Genomic DNA, 22,114 nt, shown 5'->3' with positions numbered 1-22,114 from the left:
GCGGGTACCTGTGCTGATTTCCTTTGCACGATTTTTGTACAATCCCGGCAATTGTATAACCAGAATTGATTTCCTATCCCAATGAAAAAACTAAATGCACTTTTTGAGATTGTGGCCACCAAAGCCACACAATGGACGGGCAGCTCGGCCGCTTTCCTGGCTGCTTTTACACTTGTAGTGGTTTGGGGCGCGACAGGGCCCTTGTTCAATTATTCCGAAACATGGCAGCTCGTGATCAATACCAGCACGACGATCATCACCTTCTTAATGGTATTTATCATACAAAAATCTCAAAACAAGGACTCTATGGCCATCCAGCTTAAACTCAACGAGCTCATCGCCGCCAGCCAGCGCGCCAGCAACAGGATGGTCGACATTGAAGACCTCACGGAAGAGGAGCTCAAAGTTTTGCACAAGTTCTACCAGCGTTTGTCCGACGAGTCGGAAAAAGACCAGGATATCCATGATTCCTATTCTATAGATGCCGCCGATGACCTGCAAAAGGAAAAATCAAAAACCGTGCACAGGACCAAAGGTAAAGCGCGGGCTTCTGATGAGAAATCCGATGAAGATTAAAACAAAATATCCGAGACTGGCCGTTCACGGATATTTTGATCAATTCTCATCATTGGTTTTCTGGGTCGGCCACCCAGATACTGACGGAACGGCTTTTCACGCTGAAAACCACGCTGCCATCTTCCCCGACGGTCACTTTTTCAGTCACATTCCCAAGGCAGTCGGAAAATACGCGACCGTGGTGCCGGGGGCCGATGAACATGGTTTTCTCTGCGTCTTCGTGATTGGAGACCAATACGGCGCAACCCGAGCCAGCGTGTTCTTCGTCACCTTCACGGGTCCAGCCAATGCAGTTGAGATTGTCGAAGTAATCGTGCTGCGGACCATATGCGTAATTTTTTCGGACGCTGAGCATGGTCTCAAGCCCGTTCAATTTTTCCATTGTGATTTCGTGTTCCTGGCCGTCGTTGCCTGTGTCGATATACCTGGACCCGTAAAGGTCGGTATAAAAGACGCAAGGGTACCCCGCGTCCCTCAGCAGGATAATGGCATAAGCAATAGGCCGGAACCAGCCTTCTACGGTCTGCTCCAGTGACTGCAAGGGCTGGGTATCGTGATTCTCAACCAGGGTAACTGCCAGTGAAGGGTAGCTTTGTACAAGGGTTTCGTCCAGGATCAATCGCAGATCGTAATGCTCGTTTTCTTTGGATGCACGAAAGAAGTTTGCCTGCAACGGCGCGTCGAAGAGTGAAATCCTCCCCCCTGTCGCTTCGATGTAGGCATGCATGGAAGCGAGGTCATAAGGTGCCCAATATTCCCCAACCGTGTAAAACTCCCGCTGGTATTTCCCCCTCAGGTGGTCAAGCCACTCGTTAAAAAAGGTCGGGTCCATATGCTTGATCGCATCCAGACGGAAACCATCGCAATTCACCGTTTCCACAAACCACTCACCCCAGTTTTTCAGCTCCTGCCGCACATGCGGGTTGCGGAACTCAATATCGGATAACATCAGGTAGTCGTAATTCCCGTTTTCGAGGTCCAGCACATCCTGCCATCCTTCACCATATTGGTTCTGGATGCTGTAAATGGCATTTTGCTGCGTGGAAGCATTGTAATCCACACCCGAAAAGCACTGGTAATCCCATACGAACTGCGAATACCGGCCGCCCCTTCCTGGGAAAGTAAATTTGGTATAAGCCTCCATTTCAAAGGTATCGCTGATAAATTCTGTCCGGTTTTCCGGCGTTACTTCCTTAACCGGCACGGTTTCCACCTCATCCGCACCCCCCATGTGGTTGAGGACAATGTCGCAGTATACCTGCAGACCAGATTCTTTGCCCGCTTTGATCGCATCCAGCAGTTCCTGTTTGGTGCCGTATTTTGTGCGTACTGAACCCTTCTGATCGAACTCCCCAAGATCGTATAGATCATAAGAATCATAACCTGAAGACGAACCTCCTTCCATGCCCTTGTGTGCCGGGGGCAGCCACACAGAGTCGATGCCAGTTTGCTTCAAACGCGGCGCCTCATCCCTGAAATGTTTCCAAAGGGTCCCGTCGGAGGGAAAGTACCATTCGAAGAACTGAAGCATTGTAAAATTTTCCATGATATATGATTTGTAACAAGAAATGATCTTATGCCCTCAGAAATAACCGTGCCGCATCCCTGCTTTTTGCGTCGCTGTACACGAATTGGTATCACGTCCGGAATCTGATGAGCATGATCGCATCGGTGTTGAGCAAAAAAGGGATTTTTGTACATTTATCTGGTCGGGCCGGACCGTTAGATCTTCAGAAATCATCAAACTGTTGGGAATATGAAAGTTAAAATCCTCTCTTTGCTTTTGTGCCTTGGTACCGTTTGCCACGGGCAATCGGATACAATCTTTTTTATCCCTCTTCCACCAACTTACTTGGAATCGCTTACTCCAGCCAGGTTCCCGGCTTTGGCGAGTTCGAGAAGGCAATTTCCAATAGAACTGAATTCACTGCGATCCAGCAGACGAAGCTTTCCAGTAACGCCGCCAACTACACTGAAAGCCCTTTGAGGAAGCCTTTCAGGATCAATAAAGTAACCAACCAATACGGCCTGATCATGCTGGATGCACAACTGGAAGGAGCGCCAAAGGTTTCCACATTCAGGGTCGTATCACTTTCGGACAGCCGCTTCAATATTTTTTATCAAGAAGGCGGGAAGGCTTATAATGTGATGATAAGTCTGTAGTAAGCTACACGTCCCAGTCGTTTCTTCCGGCCGGATAATACAAACGGCAATTTCATCGCCAGGATGGATCGCCCCTGTACCGTAACGCTACCCCCTTCCGGAAACGCCTCGGTGCCCTACCCTGTGAAACATCGCTGGTATCCATCGCCTGTTGCCGCCGCATACCACATTGATCTGGCGGCAATACCTAGTCGGCGGCTGATCGTGCGCACTGAAAACAAGAGGCTCGATTTTGTTATGCCTTTTGCATAGCAAAAAAATACTAAGCAGGATATGAATAAGTGTGGATCATTATACCTTGGACTAAGTGGTTTGGTTTTACCTTATAAAAACAGACAAGCCTACCCTCCGGCCCTCGAAGGCAGCAGCAGGATCAGGGTATACGGTACCTTGTTCAATTCCATTGAAGTCAATTCCATTTTCTACAAACTTCCCAGACCTTCAACGATAGCGCAATGGAGCGAGGCTGTCGGTGAAGATTTCCGGTTTACATTTAAACTCTGGAAACAGGTTTCACACAGCCCGGGTCTCGACTTCAATGAGGCCGACCTGCAGAAGTATTTCCAGGTGATTGCAGGAGCCCGCGACAAGAGAGGCACCATCCTCGTTCAATTCCCTGCCTCTGTAAAAAGCCAGCAGTTCGGGAAAGTCGCATTTCTTTTGGCCCGTTTACAAGCGTTAAATGAAGACAATTGGCCTGTTTCTGTGGAATTCAGAAGCCCTTCCTGGTACCAGCAGCAAACCTATGACCTTCTGAACGAATATCATGCGGCGATGGTCTACCATGACAAGTCAGCCAGCCAATCGCCCCAGCCAGAGCTGGAAGCGGAACATGTTTACCTGCGTTTTCACGGGCCCGATGGCGATTACAAAGGCAGTTACGACCAGGGGCTGTTGTACGAGTACGCCGGATACATCTCGCAGTGGCAGGGCTCGGGAAAAACTGTGTATGTGTACTTCAACAATACGATGGGTGCGGCGATTGAGAATTTACGTACACTCGAAAGGCTCCTTGTCGAAGAGTTCCAGGGTGACCGCGGCGGCCCGCATCAGCGAAACCAGACAGAAAAACAGCCGCAAATTTGAATATTTGATCCATGGCGGATCGTGAGATCCAATCCGCGCAGCAATGCGACGTGGTTGGAATTTGTAATTAAAAAAGCAAAAACATGGTTAGGGAATTGGGACCATGTGAAAACAGAAGATCCATAGATTTTTCAGTTAAACAATTAAATAGAATCAGATGACGTCGAATAAGGTAAAACGAATACATGACTTCGGTCAAAGTATCTGGCTGGATTTTATTGATCGCAAGATCATTTTCTCAGGCGGGTTAAAAAAATTGATCGAGGAAGACGGTGTGAGAGGTGTTACTTCCAATCCCGCCATTTTTGAAAAGGCGATTAGCAGCAGCTCAGATTATGACGCGGATATCGCCGCATTGTCAAAAGGCGACAAAACCAACGAAGAAATATTCTTTGGCCTTGCCATTGCAGATATTAAAACGGCCTGTGATCTCTTGAGACCTGTGTACGACGCCGAAGTAGTGGGTGCCGACGGGTACGTGAGCCTGGAAGTATCCCCTTTTCTGGCGCTTGATACAGAGGGAACCATCACACAGGCGCGTGAACTTTGGAAAGCCGTTGACAAAGAAAATGTAATGATCAAAATTCCGGGCACAGAACCTGGACTTCCCGCAATCCAGAAAGCGATCAGGGAAGGAATCAACATCAACGTGACATTGCTTTTTGGCCTCGACCGTTATGAAGCGGTTACTGAAGCCTACATTTCAGGACTGGAAGAAAGAGCCGCGGATGGCTTGCCTATCAATCATATCTCTTCCGTTGCCAGTTTCTTTTTAAGCCGCATAGATGTGCTGGTTGATCCGCTCCTGGATGAAAAAGGCCTGGGCGATCTCAAAGGAGAAGTGGCCATCGCTTCAGCCAAAAAGGCGTATGAGATCTATCAACGCGTATTCAGTACCGACCGCTGGAAAAAGCTGGCAGCCAAAGGCGCGGTGCCGCAGCGTTTGTTATGGGCGAGCACCAGCAGCAAGAACCCTGCTTTCAAGGATACAAAATACGTGGAAGCATTAATCGGACCGGATACCGTGGACACGATCCCGATGGAAACGCTGGAAGCCTATTGTGACCATGGCGATCCGGCGAGCCGCCTGGAAAACGACCTTGACACGGCGACTGCGATCATGGAACAAATAAAAGCTGCGGGAATTGACATAGACGCAGTAACAAAGCAGCTGGAAGAAGAAGGTATCGACAAATTCAACAAGCCGTTTCAGAAATTGCTGGATGCCATCGAAAAGCAAAAAACCAAAGCCAACTAGTTTGCCTGGTATCGTTTGATGCTGCGACGACCCCATAGCCGTTTTAAGCTGCTATGCTTGGTCTGTCTTTGAAGCGAGCAGGCCTGCAGGCACCCGAAGTTCAGCACTTTGGGTGTCAATTAATCCGTTTCGCTCGTCTTCAATGTCAGTTGCCTGTGTGTAAACGTCCCCGGCTACCGACCGCTTCCTAAGTTCCGTTTTGAAAAGCGCAATCTGCTCCGCGCGTGCGGCATTATCTGCCGGGCCACCGTAATTTTCAAAACCAAATCCTCCCCATTCACTCACGATGAGAGGCACCTGCTTCCTGTAAAAGAACGGATCGCCCACTACCAGCGGAAATGCAGCCACGGTATCCAGGTCCCCGTTTGTCAGCTCATCGAGCACCTTTTGCCAGTGCCCGAGGTCTGCCGTATACAAATGTGCCGTCAAAAGGTCGGATTTAAGCCGGCCTTCTAACGAAATGTGCTGCCAGCCATCGTTATCGACAACAAGGAACTGAGGATACGCAAGTTGCATGAAATGGTACATGTCAATGATATACGAGCGGGTCTCATGATTATAAGCAATATCCTGCGCTCCCCAGTCTTCATTATACAGACTCCAGATGGTTACAGAAGGGTGTGTACCAATCAATGCAAGCATGCGCATGAGCTCAGCCTGGTGATTTTCACGGCTTTTTTGCGTCGACTGATGTGGACTGGGCACCTCAACCCACAATAGCATCCCGATTTTATCGGCAAGCTTATAAATGCGTGGGTCCACACCTGCAATATGAATCCTGACCAGGTTGCATCCCAGTTCTTTCATGGCGAGCAAATGGTTTTTGATCTGATCGTAGGTCGCATTGCCAGGCTGGTAGAGGATGCCATCCAGATAAATCGGCTGATTGTTCAGATACAGCCGACTCCCTCTGGCCTCAAATTTCCTCAATCCAAAATTGGTTTCAATGACAGACATGGCACCTCTTTCATCAATAAGCCGGGCAACCAGCCGGTATTGACTGGGGGAATCCGGCGACCAAAGGAGGGCGTCCGGCACGTCGAGAACAAGCCGTTGCGATTTCTGGCCTGCTTCCAGTACCATTGGAAATTCGTCTTCGGCAACGAGCCTGTCATATTTTCCCGCCTCAGGTGCATACACGGATAGTGTGATCTTGTATAAACCAGGATCATGGATACGGGTAGTGAGCGTAAACCGCACCAGGTTATCTTCAATAATGCTCACCACTCCTACCCTTGACCGCAAACGATTTCTTTCCACCTTTTCGAGCCAGATACTGCGAACAGCGCCGGTGAAAGTCTGATACCAGATACCTCCCCTCTTGTATACGTGCGACTCCTGCTTGCCACGCGGGATATCCGCGTCCATGCTGCTGGCGACGCGGACTGTGAGCCTGTTTACAGGCAAAAGGTCTTCCAGTTCATAAGAAAACGAAGTATACTCCCCCGTATGTACCTGCTCACCTTCAATGGTTGATAACAGATGTCCGTTCAGCCAGGCGCGGGTTTCGTATCCGCATGCGCCAAAAGTCAGCTGCACAATGGTGTTGTCGTTCTGGGGAGACAGGTAGTCCGGCAATGCAAACTCGCGTTCATACCATACAATAATCTTATCATTCCAGGAAGAGCCGTTATGTCTGGATACAGCCAGATGCTGCTCCACGCTTCCCGGCCAATGTGCGTTTTGAACAAATGTGTATTGTGTGAACCAGTTTTCAGCAATTCCCCGGTCTTCCGTGTCCTCAGCAAATTTCCATTCGCCATCAAGCAGTAAATATTTATTCGGCCTGGTTACCGCCCGCGGGAGATTGTCGCGAAGGGCGTCTTCATCCATGGAGGCCTCCCTGCTTTTGGAAGAACCGTAGTTTGTGTGGTTTAGCATAATGTAAGAATTAGTAGCAAAAGGGGAAGGCAAAGGGGAAGAGGTTGCCGATAACGGGGAACCAATCAATGCGGATTACCTGCTTAGTAAAGGAAGTAAACCTTACAAGTGGGGTAACCCATAGGCCCCCGGGACAAATGGTTTTCTTGTATGCTGTTGAGCTCACCTGGTCTTTAAACCAGGCCGCCTAGCAGTTTCCCGCTAATTGCCACCATTGATTTCAATAGTGATAATCAGCGTGATTTCTTTCAAGGTATGCGCAACGGACACTTACCGGAGTTGCATCAATATCTCTTTTGAAACCTGTCCACGGTTGCTTTTGTGCCGTCGGCCAGATAATCAACCGCTTCTTTGGCCTTATCTGCGTATACATCGACCGTATCTTTGGTTTGCTCTGCTGCCTCATCCAGCTTTTCCCTGGCTGCATCAACAGTACCGGCGGCTGTCTCTTTGGCTTGTTGCCATTGATTTTTGAGATTTTCTTTTTGCCGGTCGGCAAGGTCTTTTAGCTGCTGCCGGGTTTCGACACCAGATTTGGGGGCAAATAGCATTGCAGCCAGTGCCCCTAGGGTGGCGCCAACCAGCAGACCTAACGCAAAACCGCCATTAGAGTCTTCACTTTCGTCATCTTCATATTTCGTGCTCATCACATTATCGTTTTGGTTTGACAATGCTAGTAAGCTAAAAACGTGCCATAGCTCGCGACTACGCATATGTGCTGAGCCCTCTTTCCTCTTCCTTCAGATCGTTTCAAGAAGTTTTTTTCGCGAACCGGATAAACGGGTCATCCAGCATAACGGCGACGGGAAAATCAAAATATTCACCGGACCGCCTGACAACCAAACGGATCCAGTGGTCGGCAGGATCGTCAAAATATGTTTTGAGTAACTTGAAGGCTACATTCGAAAGCCTTGCCTGACTCATTTTCAGCTCACGAAATTGGCTTATCCTATTGATGAATGCGCCCAGATTTTCCACAGCGTGCATACGCGTGCCGGTAAGGCTGGCGGTGAGATCAAAAACAAAATACCTGTAGGCATTGGCGGGGTCATGCAAGACAACCAAACCTCTGGACTGCAAATATTCGTAAGTGTCATTGACCCCAGCGATTACTTCATTGATATGCAGCGTATTGGCCGAAATCCTTTTATTAATAAAGTCCTTCATTTTGAACTGTTCAGGTTTGATCGGGAAACGGAAATGCACCCTAGCAGCAAACAACGTGCCAGCAGCCTGTCAGCGAGCGTAAAAAGAGGGACCGATTACAAGCAAGAGCAGGTAACAGATATGAGGTAATGTGGAAGTAAAATGGGCCTGCGCCCGAATCTGCATGCAGCTATGCTTACCCTCGCCCGGTTCAGGGATGCATTTTGTCCGCAAAGTTGATACTTCCCATTACCGACAAAACCACAATTCCTGCAAATAACAGCAGCATCGACCATTTATTCTTCGGAGATACCCTGCTCACACGCAACAGCAGATACCCCACCAGCAAATTGAAACAAGCCCATAAAACATTGACCGTTGGCGAGGAAAGGCCTTTGCCAGGCGGATCTGCAAACGGTGTCGGAAATGGATCACCCGATACGCCATTTACAAAATGAGGAACGACATTTGCCAGGAAGAGCCCGGCAAAAAAAGCGCCCAGATATTGATACCATTTCATATTTTGAGATTTAACAAGTGTAATTGATTTGTCATTAGTATTCATTGTGAGCGAGCCACCAGGTTCAGTCAAAATCAACCAGTTTTGCCAGTGGCCCGAGCGCCTGATGCAGCAAGGCACGGTCGTCGGCAGTGCAGGCTTCGTATATGGCCTTATTCAGCCACTCGTCTACCTCATTTTTGACAGTGCGCAAAATCTCCTGACCTGCATCAGACAATAAAATGTGGACTTTCCGCTTATCGGTCTCAAGCGGCCGACGGACAATATAGCCTAGCTCTGCCAGGTGATTAATTATTTGGGACATCGACTGGGTCGTCACCTTTTCCATCCGGGCTATCTCGCTGGGCAGCAAAGCCCCATGCTGGTCGAGCAGCTTAATCACCGAGCGCTCGGTCAGGGAGATCTGGTCACGCGTGATCGACTGGCTCCGCATTTTCTTGATCAGTCGGGTCAGTATTGTTCGCAGCTCGACAGCCAGCTGCCCTTTATCCTGGTCTAAGAGCATATTTGTAAGGTAAACTTGTTAAGTTACTTTACAAAAGTACATGGTGTTCCGTCAATAACAAGCGCAGGTCTATAAATAAGTTGCAGGCGGCCTGTTACCTGTATCAGACCCCCATTTTCAGTGTCCCTTGTGAACTTGTGTTTGAATGAGGTCGAAAAAACTTAATATGAAATTTGTTGGCGGAAGTCTTAGATTTACGACGTCACTTAGCGTCCCATCCATATGAAAGGCAGAAAAAAAGAGCTTACAAGCCAGATTGTATCAGCGGTAACCGGCAAGTTTGGCGAACCAGACCAGCAGCCTAAACAAATCAGGAAATTTGTTGAAAAGGTAGCGAAGAAACTTGCCGATAAAATCAGGAAGGCAGAAAAGCGGGCCGATAAAAAAGCGAAGAAGCTAGCTGAGCAAACACAACTGAACGGCGAATCGATCGCGGGACAACCAACCTGATGACCGGGTGACTGTTTCAAAAGTTCAAGCCCAATGAGCTCCCGAAAAAAAAGGCTTCTGGAAAGAAGATTCATCAAAATCTCCATCGCAATTGGCTCGGTACTGACGGCGTGGGCGATCGGTGTAGGTATAGCCGGAGATTCGAAATCAATCATCTTTGACGCTCTTTTCTCAATGGTCGGACTCAGCCTCTCCGGCGTTTCGCTGCTGGTCAACAACTTTATCCGTAAGCCCGACGACGATAATCTCCCGTTCGGAAGGTCGCAATTCCAGCCTTTTGCCATTACGTTACAGTCGTCCGTTATCATTTTCCTCTGCCTCTACTCCCTCGCGACATCGGTTATCGACATCATTAACGGTGGCAAAACGGTCGAACTCGACGTTGCCCTCCCTTATCTGATCGCATCGATCATCGTCTGTTTCGTGCTCTGGCTGTTTTTCAAAAATAAAGCTTCGGAACTAGGCTCCGAATACCTGCGGATCGAATCTACGGAATGGCAGCTCGATGCCTGGCTGAGTATAGGTGTGCTCGGGGTTCTTTCGCTGGGTTATTTTTTTAAAAGGGGGCCGCTGGCCTATCTGATCCCCTACCTCGACCCTGCGATGGTCGTGATTATCTCAATTGTATTCCTGCGCATCCCTGCCCATACATTTTGGAAAAACGTACGCGAATTACTGCAATTCGCCCCAGACGACGAAGTTGAAAACAAAATCCATGATGTCTCGGACCAGGTTCGCAGCGAATACCAGTTTTTGGATTCCCTGGTACGCGTAGCAAAAACAGGGAATAGCTACACCATTGAAATCGACTTTCTGTTACCAAAAAGCTTATCGGCTACCTCTGTTTCCGAAATGGACGAAATCCGTCAGAAACTGCACGACCAGATCAAAGGTGATTATGAAATGTGGCTGACCATTTCTTTTACAACAGAAAGAAAATGGATGATCTGAGCACAAACACTTCGACATTCATGATTACCGATTCGATTTGGGCGACAACAATCACTAGCTGATTCGTTTTTACTGGTGGTACGATTAAGAAAGCTTTCAAGAAAGACATCCTGTGTGACTGCTGATCATCATGTTTGAAGGTCTTGTACGTCTACGGGTGAAAAGGTTGTATTCATCTTACTCCGAACGTAAACTTCTGACCGGATTTATCAAAGCGGCTTTGATGCTCTGGAAACTGACCGTCAGCAGGGTAACCAGCAGGGCCCCTCCCCCGGATACTGCAAAAATCCACCAGGAGATGTCCGTGCGGTATGAATAGTTGTTGAGCCAGCCGGTTAAAACGTACCAGGCTGCCGGAATAGCGATCCCCATTGCAATCACAACCAGGAACACGAAGTCTTTGGACAGCAGACCCCAAAGGTTCAGCACCGAAGCACCCATCACTTTACGGACACCAATCTCTTTGGTACGTTGCTCGGCGACGAAGGACGCCAGTCCGAACAGGCCCAGGCAGCTGATGAAAATGGCCAGCGTTGCAAAAAACGAGGCCAGCTTGCTGATCCGTTCCTCGGTGCTGAACTTTTTAGCATATTCTTCATCGACAAATTTGTAATCGAATGCTGCCGTAGGAACTACTTTCTTGAAAACCGATTCGATTGTTGGCAGGGCACGGGAAGCGCTGACGGTCGGTTTGATTTTTATGATGATCTGGCTGGCAGCCGCATAGTCAGCATCCAGGAAGAAAAAAGCCCTCTTTTCAGGCTCATAGGGCGAGTTTCTGACCATATCCTTAACCACGCCAATAATTTGCCGGGATGTTTTGCCATCATAAAAAGTCACAAATTCTCCGACGGTCGTTCCGCTTTCGCGGTTCTTCAACCCCAGGTATCTGGCCGCCGATTCATTGATGATCATTTTAGTACTGTCGGTAACAAACTCTTTGGAAAAATCCCGGCCTGCAATAACCTGCCATCCCACCGCCTTCCCAAAGTCGTACGACACATCCGTAATAGCAAAATCATCGGCCAGCTCGGGGTCTTTTCCCTTCCAACTGAAACCACCCATGTTATTCCAAATCGCTGTAAGGGGGCTCGACGATAGCTCCATACTGCTTACCATACCTGTGTTCAGCAAATCGGATCGCAATGCGTCCAGTTTACCCACATAATTGGGATCATTTTTGGGAACTGTGATCAGGCCTTCCCGATGATAGCCTACGGGCCGGTCCTGCGCAAATTGAATTTGTTTATAGACGACGATGGTGCCGATTATTAAAACAATGGAAACAACAAACTGGACAACGACCAGGATTTTTCGGGGCAAAGCCGCAAAGCGTCCCAAACGAATGGTACCCTTCAAAACCTTTACCGGCTGAAAAGCGGACAAATAAAAGGCAGGGTAAGCACCAGCTAAAAAGGCGGTAACGACGATAAACGCCACGCTGATTATCCAAAAAATCGGGTTTGAAAATGGGAGGTTTAAATCTTTGTCCGCCACCTGGTTAAACCAGGAAAGGGCGATTAAAATCAGCAGTATTGAAAACACAAACGACAACAAAACCACCAGGAACGATTCACTCAGGAATTGTTGCACAAGCTGGTTCTTCAGCGAGCCGATGGCTTTTCGAACACCTATCTCCTTCGCCCGCTTTTCGCTCCTCGCGGTACTCAAGTTCACGAAGTTGATACATGCCAGAAGCAATACAAAAATGCCGACGATACCAAAAAGCCAGACAAACGTGATGCGCCCGCCGGCTGGCCTTCCATTTTTCATGTCCGAATACAGATGCCACTCCTTCATCGGGTACAAAAAAACTTCGTACTTGTATTTTGATGCCCGCTCAGCCACGTCTTTGGGTGTGCTTTTCTGATAGAAATCCTTCAACCGGGCATTGGCCGTTTCCATGGAAACATGGGGCTGCAGCTGCACGTAAATACCGAACGAACTGTTGCCCCAGCTGTTCTCATTTTCTTTGATCCAATCATTGGAAGCAACCCAGAGATCCCAGGGCGAAAAAAACTGAACTTCGCTGAAACGGTTATTCCGGGGTATGTCCTCATATACGCCTGTCACGACCACGTCGATACGGTTATCAATTTTCAGGCTCTTATTGACCGGGTCTTCCTGGCCGAAAATGGCATCCGCCGCCGATTTTGACAACACAATCGAATGAAGCTCATTCAGCGATGCGTAGTTTCCTTTGAGCATTTTCAGCGAAAGCATTTCCAAAGCACCTGCTTCAATAAACTCACCCTTTTTCGGCATTTTCTTATCCCCAGTGGAAAGCGTGTACTCCCCAACCCACCAGGCCATCAAAATATGTTTGAAATATTGGTGGTAATTACTTTTCAGAACAGCCCCCATCGGCAATTGCTGAGCGTCTGTCCCGTCCGTTTTCTGGATATTGGGGTCTGTATACAACCTCCTTACCTGCGCAATAGAATCATAATTTTGGTGATAATGGTTGAACGAAATTTCGTCGTAAACCCAGAGCCCGATGAGCATCGTCACGGCCATGCCGATCGCGAGCCCCGAAATGTTGATGAAAGAGTAACCCTTGTTTTTGCCAAGGTTACGGAAAGCGATTTTGAAATAGTTCTGCAGCATGTCCATTGGTGCGGGTTGACGATGTTTGAAAATGGGTTTGGAGGCACCACGTGACCTCGTGCCCGCGGGGCCAAGCTCGGCATACCTACCGTACCGGGGCTGCCTGAGAAAAAATGGGGTCAGGCAGTACAGCACCTCCCAGCCATATTCGCGCCGGGCACGGGCCAGACCGACCTGCTCGACGCGCTTGTGAAATACTTCCTGCAAATCTCCCTGCACATACTCCAGTAGGTGCGGGGCTACGAACCATTCCAGCAGGCGGTCGGCCCAGCGAGGAGATTGAGGACCCAAACCGGAGGGCCCGCCCGGGTTATGTTGCGTTCTCATAGTCCGAGTAACTCAAATTTTCCCTCAGGAATGGACTGCCAGAGCTGTTGTCGCATCTGCTGAATTTCCAGCAATACCCTCCCACCGGCCGCTGTCAGGGCAAACAGCCGCTTACGCCGCCCTCCCCGCTCGGTAGTAGCCCCGCCCACCGAGGACGACAGGAACCCTTTTTCTTCGAGCCGGTACAAGGTGGTGTGCACCGCACTGACGGTGAAGCTCCGGCCGGTCTGGAGTTGGAGCTGCTCCATAACGGGCACACCATACACCTCCCCGGTACTGGCCGCCACCACCAGTAACACCAGCTCTTCTAACTCTCCCAGAATAGTCTTTTTCATGAGCGTTTCTGCTTGCCTGATTAGATACAATATTTTAAATCAAATCTGGTGCCAGCATACGAAATGTGCCTCCGGGCCAAAAAAAGCTTGTTAATGGTAAAAGTGATGTCCAGAAACGGACAAACTATTGTCCAATCCTGGACAGTGGCTCTCGAAATACATGCCAAGGTTGGGTAACAGAAATAAATCTGAAAGACCGATCTGTCCAGGTTCAAAACGTTTTGTACGAAATCGAACGTTTTTTACAAAAAAACAACGCACATCTTGCTGAAAAACAGCCATTTTACATTTTTGGCATCTTTTTTGCTTTCTTACAAACAAGACTTTTCTTCACCTGATCAAAGATATTGCGATGCTCCAAAACTACATCAAGATTGCCTGGCGTAACCTGTGGAATAACAAGACGTTTTCGCTCATTAACATTTTTGGGCTAGCTATTGGCATAGCGGGCGCACTCGTTATTGTTTTCCACATTAAGCACGAGTTAAGCTACGACAAGGGCTTTTCAAAGGCCGACCGTATATACCGCGTCACATTCGAAAGCAAGGGAGAAGACAGCCGTCATTGGGCTGCCACCCCTCCGCCGCTGGGGCCGTCGTTGCAACGCCAGTTCACCCAGATTGAGCAGAGTGTGCGCCTTCACAAATTATACCCCTATCAGCTCCTAAGCTATGCCGGACCGAAAGGGGAGGTCAAACGGTTTGAAGAAAAGGGCGGTTTTTTTGCGAATTCAGATGTGATCACCATGTTTGATCTGGCGTTTTTACGTGGAAACTCGCGAACAGCACTTAACGAAACGAATTCGATCATCCTCACGCAGGAAATGGCTGCCAAGTACTTTGGAAAGTCGGATCCGTTGGGTAAGATCATCGTGGACGACCGCAACAAATTACCGCTGAAAGTAACAGGCGTTGTGAAAGCGTTTGACTTTCCAACCCATCTGCATTTTGACTATCTGGTTTCTATTCCGACGATTGATCACTACATGGACAAAAAGACGCTTGAAAAAGTCGACTGGTCGGGGTTCTATCATTATGTCATGCTTCGAAAAGGTGCTTCCAAAGAAAAACTGGAGGCCGGATTACCATTATTTGCCACCCGGTTTTATGCGCCGCTGGGAGAATCTAAAAAGACAATCCTCGCAACCCGACAGCTCCATTTACAGCCGATCAAGGACATTCACCTGCATTCCAAGCTGGAGAAAGAAATGTCTGCAAACAGCGATATTACCTACGTCTATATTTTCGCAATTGCCGCCTTGTTTATTCTTCTCGTTGCTACCGTCAATTTTATTAATATTTCGACGGCGCTGGCTTTCAACCGGATGAAAGAGATTGGGCTCCGTAAGGTAGTAGGCGCTACCAGGCAACAGCTGATCCGCCAGTTTTTGAGTGAATCTTTCCTGGTCACCCTCCTGGCAAGTTTCCTGTCGGGGGTGCTGTTCAAATTAAGCCTCCCTTTTTACACCAATCTGGCTTCCGACGGTTTCATTTTCTCGGACATCGTGGCCTTGCCAAACCTGGCTATTCCTGTAGTGATGATGTTTGTTGTGGCATTTCTGGCCGGCCTCTACCCTGCCTGGTTTGTGGCGCGTTTCAACCCTGTGGCAGCTCTAAAGGGTAAAAAAGGGCTCGGGCAGGGTGTCAATGTAGTCAGGAAGGGCTTGATCATATTTCAATTTGCGGTGTCGGTATTTATGATTTTCAGCACGATTATCGTGTATCGCCAATTGCAGCTGTTTCACAACCGGGACCTGGGTTTCGACAAGGACCAGATTATCAGTGTCACGATGTACGATCAGATGTGGGAAAAGTACGGTGCACTGACAGATGAAATGGCAAAAAATGCTGCCATTTCCAACTTTGCGATCGCCTCGAACATGCCCGGTGAGCGTTTCGGCAACTATCCCGCGTCGCCCTTGCACAGACCCAGCGAAAGTATCCCCGATGGTTCCAGGGTCTTTTGGTCAGATGAAAAGATATTTTCCACGCTGGGTATCAGGCTGAAAGAAGGGAGAGGTTTTCGCAACCAGTTCCCTAAAGTTAAAAATCACGAATTCATTTTGAACGAAGCTGCGGTAAAAGCCTATCGACTAAAAAATCCGGTGGGAGAACCGTTTGTGACCGGCGCAGACACTGGCACTGTGGTGGGCGTGGTGAAAGACTTCAATTTCGCGTCCCTTCATTCCAAAGTGGAACCATTGGTGATGCAGTATAATCCGTTCTGGACAAATTACCTGCTGGTTAAAGTCCGGGGGAACCACATTCCGCAAACGCTGGCCTTCCTGAAAGATCAGGTGAACACCCTTTCGCCTTCCAGCAAATTCACTTACTCTTTCCTGGACGAAAACCTGGATAAACTTTACGCATCTGAAAATAGCATGAGTCAGGTTTTCAATGGGTTTGCAGGCCTGGCAATCCTGATTTCCTGCCTGGGCCTGTTTGGATTATCGGCATATTCGGCAAAACTCCGGACCAAAGAAGTGGGTGTCCGTAAGGTGCTTGGCGCATCGATAAGCAGCGTAACTTTATTGTTGTCCAAAGACTTCATCCAACTCGTGGCAGTCGCCGTTGTGATCTCACTTCCCCTGGCATGGTGGGTCATGGAAAAGTGGTTGGATTCATTTGCATACCGTATCCCGGTCTCATGGGATGTATTTACGCTGGCCGGCCTGTCTGCCCTGTTTTTGGCAGTCATTACCATTAGCTTTCAATCCGTGAAAACGGCGCTGATCAATCCGGTTGATAATCTTAAAGTGGAATAATGCTTGATGTGACACCAACCCGGTAACGTGCCGCATTAGCCCCTTTCTGAGGTTGGCCAGTTGTCTTTACCAACTGGTCCAACCTCCATCGACCAGCAGGTTTTGACCTGTAATAAAGGCAGAAGCGTCTGAAGCCACAAATACAACCGGCCCTTTGATGTCATCTTCTTCGGCGAACCGTCCGGGAGGGGTCAATCGCTTGTCGTTTTCAACAAATTCTTCTTTGCCGGTCATTTGGGAAACACCAGGGCCATAGCCGCCCGGACTGATACAATTTGCACGTATCTGGTGCTTGCCGTAATAGTTGGCCAGCCATTTGGTAAAACCCACCATGCACCATTTGTCATAAGTATAATTGACCGCTCTGGTCATGTCCGTACTGCCATAGACCGGGAAATTTGGCCCGACAGCGCCTTGTATAGAACTCATATTAATAATGTTACCGGAATTCTGCGTTACCATCACACGGCTAACCGCCTGAGTAATGAGCACAAGCCTGGTGGAGTTGGTACGCTGTGCTTTTTCCCAGCTTTCACGGTCAATGTCTTTCAGGTTTCGGAACCCGTCGCGGGAAACCGCGTTGTTGACCAGCTCATCAATTCTTCCAAACTCAGCCATGATCTCCTGAACAAAAGCTTTTATAGAATCTTCGTTTTCAAGATCCAGGGCCATGCCCAGGGTGGGCCCGACGGCACTTCTCCGTAAAACCTGGAACAGGCTTACCAGAATACCCAGGCCCGTTTATCCACGGAATCTTTTGGTGAAATCCTGGTAACTCAGCGTCACCAGCAACAGCGTATACAGGGCGGTTAACAGGTAAACGCGATGATGACTGTCGAAATCCCGGTAGTTCAGCATCCGGAACGGGGCGGCGTATGGCAGGTAAATAATGTATTCCCAGCTTTTTAACAGCAAGCCAATCATCAGTCCAGCCAGACCAATACCTAGAGAAGTAATCAGGTTTTTAAGCCTGAACGATAGCCAGTATTGCAAAAAAACCATCGGCAAAATAGCAGTGAAGAACTCGGTCACGAAGTGGAAAAGGTAAAGGCCCGGCACAGGGAATTTTAAAAACGCGAGATCCGGCACGGCATAACCAAGTGCCACACCCGATACAACACTGAACGACAGGTATAATGTAAAGAAAACAAGGACTGCAGTAAAAATAACCATCAGCTTGCCCAGATAAATTCTACCCCTGCTTGCGGGCAATGTAAATAAATGCTTCCATGCATTTGCCCTATGTTCAATATGGAGAATCAGACCGACAATCAGCAGGATAAAGCCTGCGGAAAAGAAACAGCATCCATTTAGCGTCCGCACGAGAAAATCGTCCCACGGATTTATTCCATGCCCGGGAATAAACGCCTTTACATCGGACAGGTAGGTAGCAAACAAAATAAGGGGGATAAAAAGAGCGCCTAATATGGTCAGCCAGAGGGCAAATGTATTTTTGAGTTTAATCAGCTCGGTGTAAAACAATTTCATAAATGATCATCCTTTATAAGTGAAAAGAAAGTTTGTTCGAGGGTACTTTCCACAAGCTGAGCGCGGTTGACACGCAGCCCTGCCGTCGTCAGCAAGGCGATCATCTGTGCCACGAGTGCTTGATCGCCGCATCGTACTGCCAGAAATGGTGCGGCAGTGGCGACGGGTATTTGATGTTCCGTCAGAATTTTCAAGGCGCGATCGTTATCATCTGTATCTATCTCAATGAAGGTTTTATCGGAGCCGATTTGGTGCAGTTCTTTCAGTGGCCCCTGGAACATCAATTGACCATGATTAATAATGCCCACATGGGACACGAGCCTCTCGACTTCCGAAAGTAAGTGGCTTGATACCAGCACAGTAACATTGTCGTTCCCATTCAGCTCCCGTAAAAGCCCCCTGATTTCTGTGATGCCATTGGGGTCGAGTCCATTGGTAGGTTCATCCAGGATCAGCAAATCCGGTGAAGAAAGCAAAGCAATGGCCAGGCCGAGCCGCTGTTTCATTCCAAGCGAGTAATTGCAAACATATTTCCCTGCCTCCCTTCCCAGCCCGACCATTTCCAGTACTTCCCGTACGCGGCTTTTCCCGATGTGCCTCGGGGCTGCAGCTACCCTCAGGTTGTCCAACCCGGTCAGATGTTCGTACAGCGATGGTGTTTCAATCAGGGCGCCCGTTTGGGAAAGTACCAGGTTACGCTGGTCGCGAAGCGATTTGCCGAAGATCCTGACCGTCCCGGAGCTGGCGGGAAGCAGGTCGAGCAGCAACCTGATCGTTGTGGTTTTACCTGCGCCGTTCGGGCCCAAAAAACCATAAATGGCCCCTTTCGGAATTTGCATGTTGAGTTCCTTAACAACAGGCCGTTTTTTCGAAAACCTAAACGACAAACGGCTGGTTTCAATGGCAAGCTCATTTCGATGACTCATAATCGTGTATTTTGAATGACAGACAAATATTCCCGGCTTTGTCCAAATGGAAAAATGATCCGGACATAAGCCGCAACCAGGCTGCCTTGTTACGTGTTTGTCATGCCCAGCCCCTTTGACGGTACCTATCTTGAATTGGGCATTGAAAAACCGCCTTTGGGCATGAAGGTTTTCGAAAGCGGCTTTCATTGTCCATATTTAGGGCATGGAACAACTGGAATTTTTGATTGGGAAAGTACTGACCTCCCGGTTGTTGCTGCACCTGTGCTTTTGCCTGGCTTTTGTGTCCGTCTTTTCACTGGCAGTTATTTTGAGTGGAAACCTCGAGGTGGCTGTTGCTGCGATGGTAAGCTGCCTTTATATTCTGACGTGCACTTACGTGGGGAGATGGTACGGAAAGTCCTGGTTGCACCGATCCGTGGTGCCTGTGTCCCTTTCAAAGTCGGTTGCGACTTTCCTGGCGCTGGTGCTGGGCGGCGCTACCGGTGCCGCATATATGTTTAAAGGTGATATTGCCAATTACTTATTGCAAAACTTGTTGATCTGCTTTCCCATTTCGGTGCTCTTTGTAATTTTTGGTATGGCCATTGCCTTAGCGCGGCATGCACTTTTATTGCAGGTCACTGACGCCAAAATCGCCCGGGAGCAAAAGGAAAGTGAGCTTCGGCTCCTCCTGTCCCAACTGAGCCCGCATTTCCTTTTTAATACACTCAATAATATCTATGGAATATCACTTACACAGCAGCAAAGGGTGCCTCACTTGCTGCTTAAGCTATCCGAATTGCTCAGGTATAGCGTTTACGAAACCAGGGAAGCGTTTATCCCGCTCAAAAATGAGCTGCTGTACCTTAGGAATTACATTGACTTTGAGAAAATACAAACTGGTGACAGGTTGACCCTGGAACTTGTCTTCGAAGAAAAGCCGGAAGACAGCACACGGATCGCTCCTATGCTGTTAATCGTGTTTGTTGAAAATGCATTCAAATATTCCAAGTCGACGCGCAGGCCGCATATCTTCGTTGCCATTACATTGCAGGTCAGAGAGGGCTGGATCCACTTTACGATCAAAAATTCATTCGAGACTGACCGCGGGCGGGAAACCGGTTTTCCGGGCTCCTCTGGTATTGGCCTGCACCATACGCTGAAAAGGTTAAACCTGATCTATGGCGGGGATTATTTTTACAATGCCGGTACCGACCATGACATCTACCAGGTGGAACTACGGCTGAAAGCCAAATAATCATGATCAATTGCCTAATCGTCGACGACTCCCCGGTAGCCAGGGACATTCTAGTGGAATATTGCAAATTGCTCCCTGTCCTGCGGGTGGTAGGACTCTGCGGTGATGCCTTCGAGGCCAGGGAGAAAATACAGCAGCTGCCGATCGACCTCGTACTCATGGACATTAACATGCCGATATTGTCGGGAATTGACCTTATAAAAACACTGAAAAATCCGCCTTCCGTGGTTTTTACGACCGCTTACAAGGAATTTGCGACAGACGCATTTGACCTGGCTGCCTGTGACTACCTGTTGAAACCGTTCTCCATTGAGCGGTTCATTATCGCCATTGACCGCGTCCTGGAAAAGCAGGGCTCCAAAACAAATGCAAGGCAGGAGATGCCGTCCCCTACGGTGGGCGGCCACATGCTATTGCGGACAGAAGGCAGGATCAATAAAGTGAGTTACGACCAGATTGTATATCTGGAAGCCAACCGGAACAACACAAAGGTTGTTACTTCCAGCGAGCACTTTGTAAGCACCGCACCGCTCTCATCTATTGAAACACAACTGCCAGCCCAATTGTTTTTCAGGGTTCACCGGTCTTTTATTATCAACCTTTCAAAAGTCACAAGCTTAAAGGGCAACCGGATTATCCTGGGCAGAATTGAAGTGCCGTTAGGCGGTCACTATAAAGATGAATTCCTGAAAATATTAGGCGTGTGATTGCGTCGCAAAGCCCGCACCATTTTACTGCCACTATCCGGCAAACAGGCCAAAGGCTCCCTTACCACCAGGAGCCGGTCCCCGAATTATCCCGGCTCCCTGAAGAGGATACACTTCAAAACGCGCACGTAACTTTGGATTAAACAGCCATCAAAGGCAGTTTTATACGTCCCCGGGGTGGCCACCATATCCCGCGTTTGCTTTCCACGATTTCGGCTAAATCAAACTGAGATTTGGATAAATCCTCCTGACCAAAGCTGCCGACATTTGTCCAAACAAAAAGAAAATCAATCATGCGTGTATTTGTCACAGGGGCCACAGGCTTCATAGGTACTGCCATTGTACAGGAATTAATTGGCGCCGGCCACCAGGTATTGGGACTGGCGCGTTCGGAGGCGTCAGCCCAGAAGCTGACCGATGCCGGTGCTGAAGTTCACAGGGGAGATCTGGAGGATCTGGACAGCCTGCGCAGTGGCGCGGCAAAAGCAGACGGCGTAATCCATGCGGGTTTCATCCACGATTTTACCCGGTTTCCGGAAGTCTGCAGGGTAGATAAAATAGCCATTGAAACCATCGGGGAAGTACTGGCGGGTTCCGACCGTCCGTTTATTGTCACTTCTGGTACAGCGCTTGTAAGCCCCGGAAAGCTGGCGACCGAGGATATCATTCCACCTTTTAATCCTGCCTGGCCCAGGGCTTCGGAACAAGCAGCCGATGCAGTAGCCGCGTTTGGGGCCCGGACTGCATCCATTCGCCTGTCGCCCTCGGTACATGGCCTGGACGACCGGCACGGATTTGTACCCATTTTGGTGAATATAGCCCGCCAGAAAGGTGTTTCCGCTTACGTGGGCGACGGGCTCAACCGGTGGAACGCCGTACACCGGCTGGACGCCGCCCATTTATACCGACTGGCATTAGAAAATGCGACACCTGGCGCCCGTTTCCATGGTTCTGCCGAGGAAGCTATCGCGGTCAAAACGATAGCAGAGGCCATAGGCAGCCAATTGAATGTACCAGTAGTTTCAATTGCCCCCGAAGCAGCCGCCGAGCATTTTGGCTGGTTTTCACATATGGCCGCGATTGATTGCCCGGCTTCGAGCCAGTGGACACAGCAGCAACTGAACTGGCACCCAACGCATTCCACCTTACTTGCCGATATTGAAAGTGGCATTTACACCCAATAA

At 48.9% G+C, this 22,114-nt stretch carries 21 protein-coding genes; 10 read left to right on the top strand and 11 right to left on the bottom strand.

Features of this window, described 5'->3' with window-relative positions:
* The first annotated feature begins 81 nt into the window (after nucleotides 1-81).
* Nucleotides 82-576, top strand: coding sequence for a low affinity iron permease family protein (locus AC1XUF_RS01300; protein ID WP_483339776.1), 495 nt, complete (start codon nucleotides 82-84; stop codon nucleotides 574-576).
* A 49-nt stretch (nucleotides 577-625) separates the two neighbouring features.
* Here the strand turns inward: AC1XUF_RS01300 and AC1XUF_RS01295 are convergent, their stop codons facing one another.
* Nucleotides 626-2,122: an alpha-amylase gene (locus AC1XUF_RS01295; protein WP_483339775.1), complete on the bottom strand. Its 1,497-nt coding sequence runs from the start codon at nucleotides 2,120-2,122 to the stop codon at nucleotides 626-628.
* Nucleotides 2,123-2,361: 239 nt separating this feature from the next.
* On the opposite strand from AC1XUF_RS01295, the gene AC1XUF_RS01290 reads away from it, so the two are divergent.
* From AC1XUF_RS01290 to tal, 3 genes are all read left to right on the top strand, one after another.
* Nucleotides 2,362-2,739: a hypothetical protein gene (locus tag AC1XUF_RS01290; RefSeq protein ID WP_483339774.1), complete on the top strand. Its 378-nt coding sequence runs from the start codon at nucleotides 2,362-2,364 to the stop codon at nucleotides 2,737-2,739.
* A gap of 273 nt (nucleotides 2,740-3,012) precedes the next feature.
* Nucleotides 3,013-3,825 carry a DUF72 domain-containing protein gene (locus AC1XUF_RS01285; protein ID WP_483339773.1) on the top strand — a complete coding sequence of 271 codons (813 nt, stop codon included), beginning with the start codon at nucleotides 3,013-3,015 and terminating at the stop codon, nucleotides 3,823-3,825.
* 157 nt (nucleotides 3,826-3,982) lie between these two features.
* Nucleotides 3,983-5,083, top strand: coding sequence for a transaldolase (gene tal, locus AC1XUF_RS01280; RefSeq protein ID WP_483339772.1), 1,101 nt, complete (start codon nucleotides 3,983-3,985; stop codon nucleotides 5,081-5,083).
* 51 nt (nucleotides 5,084-5,134) lie between these two features.
* Here tal and AC1XUF_RS01275 read toward each other — a convergent pair whose 3' ends face one another.
* The 5 genes from AC1XUF_RS01275 to AC1XUF_RS01255 form a co-directional block, all read right to left on the bottom strand.
* Nucleotides 5,135-6,964, bottom strand: a complete 1,830-nt coding sequence (locus AC1XUF_RS01275) for a glycoside hydrolase family 2 protein (RefSeq protein ID WP_483339771.1) — start codon at nucleotides 6,962-6,964, stop codon at nucleotides 5,135-5,137.
* Nucleotides 6,965-7,248: 284 nt separating this feature from the next.
* Complete coding sequence (locus AC1XUF_RS01270) at nucleotides 7,249-7,611, bottom strand: YtxH domain-containing protein (RefSeq protein WP_483339770.1); 363 nt, start codon at nucleotides 7,609-7,611, stop codon at nucleotides 7,249-7,251.
* A 103-nt stretch (nucleotides 7,612-7,714) separates the two neighbouring features.
* The gene (locus AC1XUF_RS01265; RefSeq protein WP_483339769.1) at nucleotides 7,715-8,131 is read right to left on the bottom strand and encodes a hypothetical protein; all 417 of its coding nucleotides are present in this window, start codon (nucleotides 8,129-8,131) and stop codon (nucleotides 7,715-7,717) included.
* A gap of 190 nt (nucleotides 8,132-8,321) precedes the next feature.
* Nucleotides 8,322-8,630: a hypothetical protein gene (locus tag AC1XUF_RS01260; RefSeq protein WP_483339767.1), complete on the bottom strand. Its 309-nt coding sequence runs from the start codon at nucleotides 8,628-8,630 to the stop codon at nucleotides 8,322-8,324.
* A 64-nt stretch (nucleotides 8,631-8,694) separates the two neighbouring features.
* Nucleotides 8,695-9,135 carry a MarR family winged helix-turn-helix transcriptional regulator gene (locus AC1XUF_RS01255; protein WP_483339766.1) on the bottom strand — a complete coding sequence of 147 codons (441 nt, stop codon included), beginning with the start codon at nucleotides 9,133-9,135 and terminating at the stop codon, nucleotides 8,695-8,697.
* 222 nt (nucleotides 9,136-9,357) lie between these two features.
* Here AC1XUF_RS01255 and AC1XUF_RS01250 point away from each other — a divergent pair, with 222 nt between their 5' ends.
* A complete protein-coding gene (locus AC1XUF_RS01250; protein ID WP_483339765.1) occupies nucleotides 9,358-9,585 on the top strand; it encodes a hypothetical protein in 228 nt (75 codons plus the stop codon).
* Nucleotides 9,586-9,618: 33 nt separating this feature from the next.
* Nucleotides 9,619-10,536 carry a cation diffusion facilitator family transporter gene (locus AC1XUF_RS01245; protein WP_483339764.1) on the top strand — a complete coding sequence of 306 codons (918 nt, stop codon included), beginning with the start codon at nucleotides 9,619-9,621 and terminating at the stop codon, nucleotides 10,534-10,536.
* A 177-nt stretch (nucleotides 10,537-10,713) separates the two neighbouring features.
* Here the strand turns inward: AC1XUF_RS01245 and AC1XUF_RS01240 are convergent, their stop codons facing one another.
* Nucleotides 10,714-13,470, bottom strand: coding sequence for an ABC transporter permease (locus AC1XUF_RS01240; protein WP_483339763.1), 2,757 nt, complete (start codon nucleotides 13,468-13,470; stop codon nucleotides 10,714-10,716).
* Nucleotides 13,467-13,805, bottom strand: coding sequence for a PadR family transcriptional regulator (locus AC1XUF_RS01235; RefSeq protein WP_483339762.1), 339 nt, complete (start codon nucleotides 13,803-13,805; stop codon nucleotides 13,467-13,469). The genes AC1XUF_RS01240 and AC1XUF_RS01235 overlap by 4 nt, the downstream gene beginning before the upstream one ends.
* A 352-nt stretch (nucleotides 13,806-14,157) precedes the next feature.
* On the opposite strand from AC1XUF_RS01235, the gene AC1XUF_RS01230 reads away from it, so the two are divergent.
* Nucleotides 14,158-16,569, top strand: a complete 2,412-nt coding sequence (locus tag AC1XUF_RS01230) for an FtsX-like permease family protein (protein WP_483339761.1) — start codon at nucleotides 14,158-14,160, stop codon at nucleotides 16,567-16,569.
* A gap of 66 nt (nucleotides 16,570-16,635) precedes the next feature.
* On the opposite strand, the gene AC1XUF_RS01225 is transcribed toward AC1XUF_RS01230, so the two are convergent.
* The 3 genes from AC1XUF_RS01225 to AC1XUF_RS01215 form a co-directional block, all read right to left on the bottom strand.
* The gene (locus tag AC1XUF_RS01225; protein ID WP_483340630.1) at nucleotides 16,636-17,247 is read right to left on the bottom strand and encodes an SDR family NAD(P)-dependent oxidoreductase; all 612 of its coding nucleotides are present in this window, start codon (nucleotides 17,245-17,247) and stop codon (nucleotides 16,636-16,638) included.
* Nucleotides 17,248-17,310: 63 nt separating this feature from the next.
* Nucleotides 17,311-18,057, bottom strand: a complete 747-nt coding sequence (locus AC1XUF_RS01220) for an ABC transporter permease (RefSeq protein ID WP_483339760.1) — start codon at nucleotides 18,055-18,057, stop codon at nucleotides 17,311-17,313.
* Entirely contained in the window at nucleotides 18,054-18,983 is a 930-nt protein-coding gene (locus AC1XUF_RS01215) for an ABC transporter ATP-binding protein (RefSeq protein ID WP_483339759.1), read from the bottom strand. Before AC1XUF_RS01215 ends, AC1XUF_RS01220 begins: the two co-directional genes overlap by 4 nt.
* A gap of 205 nt (nucleotides 18,984-19,188) precedes the next feature.
* Here AC1XUF_RS01215 and AC1XUF_RS01210 point away from each other — a divergent pair, with 205 nt between their 5' ends.
* From AC1XUF_RS01210 to AC1XUF_RS01200, 3 genes are all read left to right on the top strand, one after another.
* Nucleotides 19,189-20,223, top strand: coding sequence for a sensor histidine kinase (locus AC1XUF_RS01210; RefSeq protein WP_483339758.1), 1,035 nt, complete (start codon nucleotides 19,189-19,191; stop codon nucleotides 20,221-20,223).
* 2 nt (nucleotides 20,224-20,225) lie between these two features.
* On the top strand, nucleotides 20,226-20,930 hold the full coding sequence (locus AC1XUF_RS01205; RefSeq protein WP_483339757.1) for a LytR/AlgR family response regulator transcription factor: 705 nt from the start codon (nucleotides 20,226-20,228) through the stop codon (nucleotides 20,928-20,930).
* 293 nt (nucleotides 20,931-21,223) lie between these two features.
* Nucleotides 21,224-22,114 carry an SDR family oxidoreductase gene (locus AC1XUF_RS01200; protein WP_483339756.1) on the top strand — a complete coding sequence of 297 codons (891 nt, stop codon included), beginning with the start codon at nucleotides 21,224-21,226 and terminating at the stop codon, nucleotides 22,112-22,114.

Source organism: Dyadobacter sp. HNCC25DJ185, assembly GCF_056895195.1.
This window is presented reverse-complemented; position numbering and strand designations above follow the sequence as displayed.

Bases quoted from the DNA above. Each gene is read 5' to 3' on its own strand.
- AC1XUF_RS01295 (WP_483339775.1), bottom strand. From the start codon at position 2,122: ATGGAAAATTTTACAATGCTTCAGTTCTTCGAATGGTACTTTCCCTCC.
- AC1XUF_RS01245 (WP_483339764.1), top strand. From the start codon at position 9,619: ATGAGCTCCCGAAAAAAAAGGCTTCTGGAAAGAAGATTCATCAAAATC.
- AC1XUF_RS01255 (WP_483339766.1), bottom strand. From the start codon at position 9,135: ATGCTCTTAGACCAGGATAAAGGGCAGCTGGCTGTCGAGCTGCGAACA.
- AC1XUF_RS01230 (WP_483339761.1), top strand. From the start codon at position 14,158: ATGCTCCAAAACTACATCAAGATTGCCTGGCGTAACCTGTGGAATAAC.
- AC1XUF_RS01265 (WP_483339769.1), bottom strand. From the start codon at position 8,131: ATGAAGGACTTTATTAATAAAAGGATTTCGGCCAATACGCTGCATATC.
- AC1XUF_RS01210 (WP_483339758.1), top strand. From the start codon at position 19,189: ATGGAACAACTGGAATTTTTGATTGGGAAAGTACTGACCTCCCGGTTG.
- tal (WP_483339772.1), top strand. From the start codon at position 3,983: ATGACGTCGAATAAGGTAAAACGAATACATGACTTCGGTCAAAGTATC.
- AC1XUF_RS01240 (WP_483339763.1), bottom strand. From the start codon at position 13,470: ATGAGAACGCAACATAACCCGGGCGGGCCCTCCGGTTTGGGTCCTCAA.
- AC1XUF_RS01205 (WP_483339757.1), top strand. From the start codon at position 20,226: ATGATCAATTGCCTAATCGTCGACGACTCCCCGGTAGCCAGGGACATT.
- AC1XUF_RS01270 (WP_483339770.1), bottom strand. From the start codon at position 7,611: ATGAGCACGAAATATGAAGATGACGAAAGTGAAGACTCTAATGGCGGT.
- AC1XUF_RS01215 (WP_483339759.1), bottom strand. From the start codon at position 18,983: ATGAGTCATCGAAATGAGCTTGCCATTGAAACCAGCCGTTTGTCGTTT.
- AC1XUF_RS01235 (WP_483339762.1), bottom strand. From the start codon at position 13,805: ATGAAAAAGACTATTCTGGGAGAGTTAGAAGAGCTGGTGTTACTGGTG.
- AC1XUF_RS01285 (WP_483339773.1), top strand. From the start codon at position 3,013: ATGAATAAGTGTGGATCATTATACCTTGGACTAAGTGGTTTGGTTTTA.
- AC1XUF_RS01275 (WP_483339771.1), bottom strand. From the start codon at position 6,964: ATGCTAAACCACACAAACTACGGTTCTTCCAAAAGCAGGGAGGCCTCC.
- AC1XUF_RS01300 (WP_483339776.1), top strand. From the start codon at position 82: ATGAAAAAACTAAATGCACTTTTTGAGATTGTGGCCACCAAAGCCACA.
- AC1XUF_RS01220 (WP_483339760.1), bottom strand. From the start codon at position 18,057: ATGAAATTGTTTTACACCGAGCTGATTAAACTCAAAAATACATTTGCC.
- AC1XUF_RS01250 (WP_483339765.1), top strand. From the start codon at position 9,358: ATGAAAGGCAGAAAAAAAGAGCTTACAAGCCAGATTGTATCAGCGGTA.
- AC1XUF_RS01260 (WP_483339767.1), bottom strand. From the start codon at position 8,630: ATGAAATGGTATCAATATCTGGGCGCTTTTTTTGCCGGGCTCTTCCTG.
- AC1XUF_RS01200 (WP_483339756.1), top strand. From the start codon at position 21,224: ATGCGTGTATTTGTCACAGGGGCCACAGGCTTCATAGGTACTGCCATT.